Below are 9,682 nucleotides of genomic sequence, written 5' to 3' on the forward strand. Positions count from 1 at the left end.
CGACGCCGGCTTAAATGCGCCGCGCATGTTTCCAGCGGATTTCACGAAAACAACGCTTCGGTTTCCGAATCAGCAGATCCGGAAACATTTGCATACATATGAGTTGGTGAGGCTGTCGGCCTAGGCGCGCCCGCTTATTCCCGGCCGCGCCGGGCCGCGTGGCCTTCGCGCGAACGCCGGCGCGGGGCGGCGTCGCCGGCGACGCCATCCTCGCTGACTGTCTTGCGCGGCGGCAGTTTCACCGCCGCCGACAGTTTCGGGAACGGATCGACCTTGTTGGGCAGCGCCATGGCGTAGACGAAATGCTCCTGGAATTTCGGTTCCAGCGCGGTCTCGATCTTCTCGATCTTGCTGACCGTGTCCTCGATCTCGCGGCGATAGCCGCGGTTGAGCAGCGCCATGCGCGCACCGGCGCCGGCGGCGTTGCCGACAGCCGAGACCTTGTCGAGATCGCAATCCGGGATCAGGCCCAGCACCATGGCGTATTTCGGATCGATGAAGGAGCCGAAGGCGCCGGCGAAATGGATGCGGTCGACATGGTCGGTGTTCTGCTTTTCCATCAACAGCTTTGTGCCGGCGTAAAGCGCTGCCTTGGCGAGCTGGATGGCTCGCACGTCGGTCTGGGTGATGGTGATCTTCGGCTCGCCTTCCTTCAGCACGTAGGAGAAGGTGCGGCCATTGGCGGTGACGCGCGGCGAGCGGGCGGCAAGTCCGCCATCGATGACGCCGTCCTCGGAGATGATGCCGGAGAGATACATTTCCGCCACAACCTCGATGATGCCGGAGCCGCAGATGCCGGTGACGCCGGTCGCCTGCACGCTGTCGAGGAAGCCCGGCTCGTCGGACCACAATTCCGAGCCGATGACGCGATATTTCGGCTCCAGCGTGTCGGGGTCGATGCGCACGCGCTCGATGGCACCGGGGGCGGCGCGCTGGCCGCCGGAGATTTCCGCGCCCTCGAAAGCGGGGCCGGTGGGCGAGGAGGCGGCGACGACGCGCGTGCGGTTGCCAAGCACGATCTCGGCATTGGTGCCTACGTCGACGATCAGCATCATCTCGTCCTGGCGATGTGGCCCTTCCGACAGCGTCACCGCTGCCGCATCGGCGCCGACATGGCCGGCGATGCAAGGCAGCATGTAGAGCCGGGCGCCTTGGTTGAGCTTCAGGCCGATGTCGGATGCCTTGACGTGCACCGCGCCTGAAACCGCTAGTGCGAAAGGCGCGCCGCCAAGCTCGGTCGGGTCGATGCCGAGGAACAGATGGTGCATGATCGGATTGCCGACGAAGACGGAATCCAGGATGTCGTTTCGGTGGACATTGCCTTCGGCGCAGACCTTGTCGACCAGGCCGGAGATCGCTTCGCGCACGGCGACCGTCATGCCTTCACGACCGTCGGGGTTCATCATCACGTAGGAGACCCGGCTCATCAGGTCCTCGCCGAAGCGGATCTGCGGGTTCGACGTGCCCGACGAGGCGGCGACGCGGCCCGACAGCAGCGACACCAGATGCATGGCAATGGTGGTCGAGCCGATATCGCAGGCCAACCCATAGGCTTCGTTCTTAAGTCCCGGCCACAAAGCGATGACGCGTGCGGTCTCCGAGTCGGCATCCTTGTAGATGGCAGCGGTGGCGGTCCAGCTGCCCTTGCGCAGAATGCCTTGCACTTGCGGCAAGAGATAAAAATCGAAGTCCAGGCTCTTGAGGTTCCAGTCCTTCATCAGGGCGATCTTGAGGCGGTCGAGATCCCCGAGCGGCTTATGCATGTCGGGCTCTTCGATTTCGACATAGCACATGCGGATTGCCGCATCGCGGGCGATCACCCTGGTGTCGGCATCCTTGCGGATGGTTTGCGCGTTGATGACCGTGTCCTGCGGCACGTCGATGACGAGGTCGCCGAGAATCTGCGCCGAGCAGGACAGGCGCCGCCGTTCGGGCAGGCCGCGCACGCGCTCATAGCGTTCTTCCTTGGCGCCCTTTGGCGTGATGTGGTCGTTGGAGGAGACGATCTTGTGCTTGGCGAAATTTCCTTCCTGCACTTCGATCTGGCAGCGCCCACAGGTGGCGCGACCGCCGCAGACGCTTTCGACATAGACGCCGAGCTGGCGCGCGGCATCGAGCACCGGCGTGCCGACAGGAAACCGGCCACGCTTGCCCGACGGCATGAACAGCACGAGCGGATCGGTGATGTTGGCAGGTGAATTCATGCTTGCACGCGTCTCGATGACGATTGTCGATGCCGTTTAACGGATCGTTTGACTAATGGGCGGAGAGTTTGATGGTCCAGAGGCCAATCATGTCCGATCTCCTCCTGTCCGCCATAACAACCGCTTTTACCATGGTTCGCCTGATGCGCGGCCCATGGCTGCGCAATCCGCAATATCTGGCGTCGGGTATCGTCGGCGCAATTGTCGGAGCCCTGCTGCTCCATGGGTTCTGGCCGGCCGCCGACGACGACTTCATTGTCGGCGGGCTGACCGGCATTTTCGGATCGTGGGCGGGAATGGTGCTGTTCGACGCCATTTTGGGCACGGCCTGACCGAAACGCACACCGTCCCGACGGCATCAACTGCACGATCGGTCCGGTGAGGTTTGCAGGACAGTCCACGATTGCGCGCTTATCCCCGACCCATCCGGGCTTCACGGCCGCCACGGCGGCGTCCACCATTGCCGGCGCCTTCGCCCGGCGCATTGACTTGCGTCGGGGCGGCTACCGCCTGGCCGCCTTCGGCCGGCTTGTAGTCCTTGTAGGTGCGAATCCAGTTGGTGCAGTTCTCGTCGGTGCCGTTGAGCACATTGGCGCCGCGCACGGCTTCCATTTCTTGCGGACGCACCGGGTTCATGATGGCTGATGTCATGCCGGCGCCGATCACCATCGGGATGAAAGCGGCATTGATGCCGTGGCGATGCGGCAGGCCGAAGGAGATGTTGGACAGGCCGCAGGTGGTGTTGACCTTCAGCTCTTCGCGCAGCCGGCGCAGCAGCGCGAACACCTGGCGGCCGGCATCGCCGAGCGCGCCGATCGGCATCACCAACGGGTCGACGACGACGTCATGCGCGGGAATGCCGAAATCGGCGCAGCGTTGCACGATCTTCTTGGCAACGGCGAAACGCACATCCGGATCCATCGAAATGCCGGTCTCGTCGTTGGAGATCGCGACGACAGGGACGTTGTACTTCTTGACCAGCGGCAGGATGGCCTCGAGCTTTTCTTCCTCGCCGGTGACGGAGTTGACCAGCGGCCGGCCCTTGGCGACCTTCAGCGCGGCCTCGATCGCGGCGGTGACCGACGAGTCGATCGACAGTGGCAGGTCGACCAGGCCCTGGACGATCTCCAGCGTCTGCACCAGCAGGCCGGGTTCGGTCTCGTTCGGGTTGACCGAGGTAACGCCGGCATTGACGTCGAGCATGGTGGCGCCACAGGCTGCCTGCTCGAGCGCATCCCTGATGACCGTCTCGAAATTGCCCACGATCATCTCGGCGGCCAGCTTCTTGCGGCCGGTCGGATTGATGCGTTCGCCAATCACGCAGAACGGCTGGTCGAAGCCGATGATGATTTCTCGTGTCGCCGAGGCGACGATGGTTCGGGTCATGAATTCACTCCGCCGTGATATAAAGATTTCTTTATATCGTTGTCTGGTTTCGTTCAAGCGAACGGGTGGTCGTCCGCGCCGTCAGTGCGCGGTCTTCACCATGTCCACCTGCGTTTCGGTAATGTCGTCGTGCAGTATGTGCTCGAGCCGGTCGGCGACCATCTGGTCGTCGCGACGGATTTCGCGTTTCCATGGCTGGCGGCCCTTCAGCACGCCCGATTCATCGACGATCTCGGCGACATATTCCTCCTGGCGATAGGCCATCACATGGACGCCGGAGACGCCGGAGATTTCCTTCACCTCATTGATGATGTCGATGCAGAGCTGCTTGCCTTCCTTCTTCTGGTCCTGCGCGCCCTCAAGCCGCTTGATGACCGAATCGGGGATGTGAATGCCCGGCACGTTGGAGCGGATCCACTTGGCCGTCTTGGCCGAGGCCAGCGGTCCGACGCCAACCAGGATGAAGCACTGTTCGGTGTAGCCGAGGTCGCGCACCCTCTGCATGTAGGTGCGGAACATCGGCACATCGAAACAATACTGGCTCTGCACGAATTGCGCGCCGGCGGCGATCTTCTTGCCCAGCCGATGCGGGCGGAAGTCGATCGGCGGTGCGAACGGATTGATCGCCGCTCCAAGGAAAAGCTGCGGTGGCGTCGTCAGCTTGCGACCGGACAGGAACTTGCCGTTGTCGCGCATGATGCGGCAGGTTTCCAGGAGCGACATGCAGTCGAGGTCGAAGACCGGCTTGGCGCCCGGCTGGTCGCCGGCCTGCACGCCATCGCCGGTCAGGCACAGCATGTTGGCGACGCCCATCGCAGCCCCGCCCAGCACGTCGCCCTGGATGGCGATACGGTTCTTGTCGCGGCAAGCGATCTGCATGATCGGCGCATAGCCCATGCGGGTCAAAAGCGCACAGATGCCGACCGACGACATGTGGCAGTTGGCGCCCGAGGCGTCGACGGCGTTGATCGCATCGACCCAGCCGTCGAAGATCTTCGCGCGGTTGTAGACGTCTTCCGGGTCGGCGCTGTCGGGCGGGTTGAGCTCGGTCGTGACCGCGAATTCACCACGCCGCAGGACACGTTCCAGCCGGCCGCGCGAGGTGTGGCCGGGCAGGGGGTCGAGCGGCAGATGGATGCCGGCCGGGTTCTCGTCGCGCTGGCTTCCGATCATGCCGATGCCCCGGTGTTTGCCGCCCCATTCTTGGCGGCAGCGGCGGCTTCGCGCGCGGCGGCCGCCTGCGCGGTGACCCGCAGCCAGGCCGAGGTTTCGCGCAGCGACTGATCGACCGGCTTCTGCACGGTCAGGATCCTGTCGTTGTGGACCATGTTCTGCGAGCCTTCCCAGGCCTTGACCCAGACGCAGGGCATATCAGGCTCTACCTCGCAATTGCCGTTGGCGCGCACGCCGCCGCACGGGCCGTTGCGCAATTGCTTGGGGCAGTTCATCGGGCACGACATGCCGGTCGAGGACAATATGCATTGGCCGCACATGCGGCAGTCGAACATGAAGCCCTTGACGCGCTTCTCTATAAATTTGACCGGCCCTTCGACACGGCCGTAGCCGATGCCCTTCCACAAGGGGTGGAGGAGCAGGAACATGTCGGCGAATCTGGCATAGAACCATTCGAGCAATCGCGAGTGCCGCACCGACCATAGTCTGACAGCGAAGGAACGCTGCACGCGCCGCTGCGGCGACACGTCGGCCGGCTTGTAGTCGGATTTCGGCGCTGCCTTCTTGACCAGGGTGGCCTGGGTAACCGTTGGCTGGGTGTCAGACATTTTCTTTGCCGCCCGCCTTGACCAGGGCGACCAGCCGCTCACGGTCGTATGTCGTGTCGATGTCCTGGAACGCCTTCTCGACCTCGGCTTCGAGGTCGTCGCCGACCGGAACAGGATCTGCCTTGCGCCATTCGGCCAGATAGTCGTCGGTGCCGCCGGCGCCGGTGCGCATGGCGCACATGTCGATCGCTTCGGTGAAGCGCAGCGGCAGTTCGCGCTTGGCGTTCTGCCGACCCTTCTTGACGATGACCTGGGCAGGGATGTCGCGCCAGTAGACGACGATCAGATCGGCCATAAATTCTCACTCCTCGATGGAGCGAGCATTGCCGGAAGCGCAGTTGGGCCGCTTGTTATGGGACGACGCGCGCGCATTCAAAAGCGACGCATTCGGATGTCGTAAAATGAAAGGTGCGTTTATTCGTTCGCGGGGCGCACCGGCGGCAGGGTCGACGTGCCGAAAAGCCGTCTGGCCTTGTCCGGCTCCGGGCTGACGAGACCTACCAGATTCCGGTTCTGAGGCCGGTCCAGACGTAGAACCAGATCGTCGGGTGATACCACTGTTTCGAGGGCAGGCCGGGATCGATCGTCGTGAGTTTTCCCGCCAGCGCATCGCTGACGGCCTCAATGCAGATGTCGCGCGAGAATGCCGCCTGGCGGAGCGCGTGACTTGAGATGGTGTCGCCTTTTTTCGGTCTGCCGCGCGCCTGCTTCAGCACGCCGCCAGTGTCGACGCCAGCGTCGACGAGGTGGACAGTCGTGCCGAAATTCTGCGCATCACCTGATGCCAGAGCCCAATAGCCGCCATTCATGCCGCGATATTTCGGCGTGATGCCCGCATGGTAGTTGAGCACCGGGCAGGGCATTTTGCGCAGCATCTCGGCCGAGATCAGTCGACAACCGTTGAGCAGCACGACGCCTGGCTGGATCTTTTGGATCGCCTGCAGGCACTCAGGCCCATTGGCCGAGGCCACCTGGATAATCTCCTGGCCTGGTCGCGGCTCAACCTCCAGTCTCTCCTCGGCGATCAATCGCGCGCCATGGCGAGCCAGCAGCCGCTTGCCCACCCTGCTCAGCACCATCGTGCCAAGCTGGCCCATGGCCGAGACCCAACCCTGGCGGCGAGCCCGACCACGCAGCAATTGCTTTTTGGATTCAGGGGTTTCGAGGATGACGCTGACAGGACCGACGCGATCGGCGATTGCGTTGATCATGGCCCAGACATGCTGGCCGCCGCCGGTCACGACGACGATCGACGCACTGGTTCCAACCGGTGAAGACATGGTCCGCTTTCCTGCCTTGCACGCGGCCGGCTGCCGCATGCTGGCCGGATTTGTGCCGGAATGGGGTTAAATCTTGATGACCACGCTCAGCGCTTGAACTCGATGATATCGAGCTTCGATTCGTAGTAGGGCGCGGGAAGTTCGATGCGCCATTCGCCGGCACCGGTTCGGAAGGCATAGCCGACCTGGTCGGTCTGTGGGCCGTTGCCATAAGGCTTTGCCCGATCGTTGTTGACGGAGCCGGAGCCGAGATAGATGGCGCGCTTCTCGCCATCGTCGAAAAAGCGGCCCTGGGTTCGCTGCGAGCCGCTGATCTTTTCAAGCCGCCAGCCGGAACCATCGTCGGTCACCTTGCATTTGAACCAGCCATAGATGACGAGCGGCAATGGTCCGCCCGCCTTGATGGTGCGGCACTGCCAGTTGCCGGTCAGGTCCTTGTCGGAAAACGCCACCAGCGGTCTTGCCAGCAAGGCGTCGAGCTGCTTGACCTCGGCGGGATCTCCCGCTTTCGCTTCGGCCAGCGCCGCCTTGCGGGTCTCGCCATATTTGTCGAGCCGTGTCTTGTCGGCGGCGGTGATCAGTTTCTGCACCTCACCATCGGCAAGGGCGGGAAGGGTGAAGCAGAAAAGACCGACAGCGGCGAGCAGTGGACGAAGGATCATAGGAGGCCTCCCGGTTGATGTCTCGAGCAGCGCCGCTGCGGACCTGGTGCATAACTTACCGGGTCGCGGGCGCCTGTCATCCGTGCTTAACAGCGTCACGGTCGAAAATCATGGTGTGACGAATGCGAATCTTGCTCACGGGATCGTCGGGTTGGCTGGGCAGCGCGCTGGCGCCGCGCCTGCGGGCCCTTGGTCATGATGTCACCGGCCTGGATCCCGTTCCATCGAGGGACACCCGGATTGTCGGCTCGATCGCCGATCGTGATCTTGTCCTACGCACTGTCCGCGACAACCGGATCGAGGCGATCATGCACAGCGGTGCGCTGCACAAGCCCAATATCGAGAACCGCGCCAACAGCGATTTTGTCGCGACCAACGTGCAAGGTACTTTGAACCTGCTCGATGCAGCGGTGGTGTCTGGCGTGGAGCGTTTCGTCTTCACGTCGACGACGTCGCTGATGATTTCGCAGGCGATACGCGACGGGTTCAAAGGTGGGGCGCGCAAGGCCGCCTGGCTGACGGAGGCGATGTCACCCGAGCCGCGCAACATCTACGGCGTCACCAAGCTTTCGGCCGAACATCTCTGCCGCCTCTATCATATCCAGCATGGGCTGCCGGTGGTGGTGTTGCGCACCGCCCGCTTCTTTCCCGAAGCCGACGACATGGCACATGCGATCGAACAGTCGGATGCCAACACCAAGGCCAATGAACTGCTGTTTCGCCGGTTGACGGTGGAGGACGCGGCCGCTGCCCACATCCTTGCCCTCGAAAAGGCGCCGCAGCTGGGTCTTGATATTTTCATCGTGTCGGCGCCGACGCCTTTCCGACCCGATGATTGCGCGGCACCGATCGCCGACGCCCCGTCGGTCGTCGCGCGCTATTTTCCGGATTTTGCGGCGCTCTATGCGCGAAAAGGCTGGACGATGTTTTCCTCCATCGACCGCGTCTATGATGCCTCGCGGGCAAGAGACAGGTTGGGGTTCGTCTGCAGGACGAGCTTTGCCGATGTGCTTGCCGAGCTGCGGGCGGAAGTGGGAACTGCCTAGCCGGCGTGTAGCGCGGCCTGTGCCATTCCGGCCGGCAGGTCGCCATAGCCGGTTGCGCGGCGCTCATAGGCGAGGCCGAGCAGTTTTGCGGCTTTTTCCGCCACCTTGTCCAACTCCGGATCGTCGGTCTGGGCGAGATAAATCAGCTTCTCGTAATTGCCGAAATAGTCCTTGATCAACTCCGGGTGCTTGTCGAGGCCGAGCGGCTTCATGAAGAAGGCGTCGAACTGACGGCACAGGAAATCGGTCATGTAGAAGGACATCATGTCGTCGTCGGCGATTTTCGCATAGGCCTCCATGCCTTGATAGAAAGCAAAGCAATGCGGGCCGGCCATGCGCTCGACGCCGTGCTTCTCGCAGATCCGGTCGAGCAGGCCACCGGTGCCGCAATCGGCATAGCCGACGAAGATGTGTTCGTAACCCTCCGCCTTGGCCTTCTCGATGGCCTTGTCCATGGCCGGCGCGATGCGATCCGGATAGAAATGGAATTCCGCCGGCAGGCAGGTCAGATCGAGATGATCCAGTCCGAGCTGTTCCTTGACGGCCAGAACTTCGCGCGCAATCATCCCGCAAGCGATGACGAGCAGCCTGTCGTCTTGATTCGGTTTCGTTTTTTGTATCTTGCCCATGGAACCAGTCGAGCCGGCCTTCGTTGCTGCGGGGCTAATTTATCTATTGAGGGAGACACCGTCCATGAAACTGTTACGCATCGCGCCGATAGCCATCCTTGCCTGCGCCCTGGCCCTTACGGCATGTGCGAACACCGTCCGCGGCGTCGGCAAAGATGTCAAATCGACGGCCAGGGCGGTCAAGGACACCGTCACCAAGCCCTGATCCGCACTTAGCATTCCAATCACTTGGGAACAAAAAAGCCGCGCTGCAAGGCGCGGCTTTTTCTATGGTCCATGCCGGATTGGCCAATCACGCCGAAGCGCGCACGTTGTGCTTGCGCTTCATGAAGTCCTTGGCGGTCTCGACCGCCACCGCGGCGTCGCGGCAGTAGGCGTCGGCGCCGACGGCCTTGCCGAATTCCTCGTTCAGCGGCGCACCGCCGACCAGCACGACATAGTCGTCGCGGATGCCCTTTTCCTTCATCGTGTCGATGACGACCTTCATATAGGGCATGGTCGTGGTCAGAAGTGCCGACATGCCGATGATGTCGGGCTGGTGCTGCTCGATAGCATCGAGATACTTCTCGACCGCATTGTTGATGCCGAGGTCGATGACGTCGAAGCCGGCACCTTCCATCATCATGCCGACGAGGTTCTTGCCGATGTCGTGGATGTCGCCCTTGACGGTGCCGATGACCATCTTGCCTTGCTT

General features: G+C 62.5%; 12 protein-coding genes. 3 read left to right on the forward strand and 9 right to left on the reverse strand.

Annotated features, from left to right (window positions below; genetic code table 11):
* Positions 1 to 134 precede the first annotated feature (134 nt).
* Complete coding sequence (locus tag AC0ZT5_RS10770) at positions 135 to 2,204, reverse strand: ASKHA domain-containing protein (RefSeq protein ID WP_477289265.1); 2,070 nt, start codon at positions 2,202 to 2,204, stop codon at positions 135 to 137.
* An 89-nt stretch (positions 2,205 to 2,293) separates the two neighbouring features.
* Here AC0ZT5_RS10770 and AC0ZT5_RS10775 point away from each other — a divergent pair, with 89 nt between their 5' ends.
* Positions 2,294 to 2,536, forward strand: a complete 243-nt coding sequence (locus AC0ZT5_RS10775; RefSeq protein WP_488496432.1) for a hypothetical protein — start codon at positions 2,294 to 2,296, stop codon at positions 2,534 to 2,536.
* 79 nt (positions 2,537 to 2,615) lie between these two features.
* On the opposite strand, the gene AC0ZT5_RS10780 is transcribed toward AC0ZT5_RS10775, so the two are convergent.
* The 6 genes from AC0ZT5_RS10780 to AC0ZT5_RS10805 all read right to left on the reverse strand — a co-directional run bounded on the left by AC0ZT5_RS10780 (position 2,616) and on the right by AC0ZT5_RS10805 (position 7,313).
* A complete protein-coding gene (locus tag AC0ZT5_RS10780; protein ID WP_184873528.1) occupies positions 2,616 to 3,590 on the reverse strand; it encodes a methyltetrahydrofolate cobalamin methyltransferase in 975 nt (324 codons plus the stop codon).
* Between the two features lie 81 nt (positions 3,591 to 3,671).
* Positions 3,672 to 4,763, reverse strand: a complete 1,092-nt coding sequence (locus AC0ZT5_RS10785) for a methylenetetrahydrofolate reductase (RefSeq protein WP_488496433.1) — start codon at positions 4,761 to 4,763, stop codon at positions 3,672 to 3,674.
* Positions 4,760 to 5,371: a methylenetetrahydrofolate reductase C-terminal domain-containing protein gene (locus AC0ZT5_RS10790; protein WP_478349950.1), complete on the reverse strand. Its 612-nt coding sequence runs from the start codon at positions 5,369 to 5,371 to the stop codon at positions 4,760 to 4,762. The genes AC0ZT5_RS10785 and AC0ZT5_RS10790 overlap by 4 nt, the downstream gene beginning before the upstream one ends.
* Complete coding sequence (locus tag AC0ZT5_RS10795) at positions 5,364 to 5,666, reverse strand: virulence factor (protein WP_477289258.1); 303 nt, start codon at positions 5,664 to 5,666, stop codon at positions 5,364 to 5,366. Before AC0ZT5_RS10795 ends, AC0ZT5_RS10790 begins: the two co-directional genes overlap by 8 nt.
* A gap of 202 nt (positions 5,667 to 5,868) precedes the next feature.
* A complete protein-coding gene (locus AC0ZT5_RS10800; protein WP_488496434.1) occupies positions 5,869 to 6,651 on the reverse strand; it encodes a formyl transferase in 783 nt (260 codons plus the stop codon).
* An 86-nt stretch (positions 6,652 to 6,737) separates the two neighbouring features.
* Complete coding sequence (locus AC0ZT5_RS10805) at positions 6,738 to 7,313, reverse strand: DUF4893 domain-containing protein (RefSeq protein ID WP_488496435.1); 576 nt, start codon at positions 7,311 to 7,313, stop codon at positions 6,738 to 6,740.
* 122 nt (positions 7,314 to 7,435) lie between these two features.
* Here AC0ZT5_RS10805 and AC0ZT5_RS10810 point away from each other — a divergent pair, with 122 nt between their 5' ends.
* On the forward strand, positions 7,436 to 8,359 hold the full coding sequence (locus AC0ZT5_RS10810) for an NAD-dependent epimerase/dehydratase family protein (RefSeq protein ID WP_488496436.1): 924 nt from the start codon (positions 7,436 to 7,438) through the stop codon (positions 8,357 to 8,359).
* Here AC0ZT5_RS10810 and AC0ZT5_RS10815 read toward each other — a convergent pair.
* Complete coding sequence (locus AC0ZT5_RS10815; RefSeq protein ID WP_488496437.1) at positions 8,356 to 8,988, reverse strand: DUF1638 domain-containing protein; 633 nt, start codon at positions 8,986 to 8,988, stop codon at positions 8,356 to 8,358. The genes AC0ZT5_RS10810 and AC0ZT5_RS10815 overlap by 4 nt on opposite strands.
* A gap of 64 nt (positions 8,989 to 9,052) precedes the next feature.
* Between AC0ZT5_RS10815 and AC0ZT5_RS10820 the strand changes: the two genes are divergently transcribed.
* A complete protein-coding gene (locus AC0ZT5_RS10820) occupies positions 9,053 to 9,193 on the forward strand; it encodes an EncA/B family entericidin (protein WP_214470471.1) in 141 nt (46 codons plus the stop codon).
* An 87-nt stretch (positions 9,194 to 9,280) separates the two neighbouring features.
* On the opposite strand, the gene AC0ZT5_RS10825 is transcribed toward AC0ZT5_RS10820, so the two are convergent.
* A partial coding sequence (locus tag AC0ZT5_RS10825) for a cobalamin-dependent protein (RefSeq protein ID WP_488496438.1) occupies positions 9,281 to 9,682 on the reverse strand: 402 nt, incomplete at its 5' end.

The organism is Mesorhizobium sp. CNPSo 4670 (assembly GCF_057784235.1).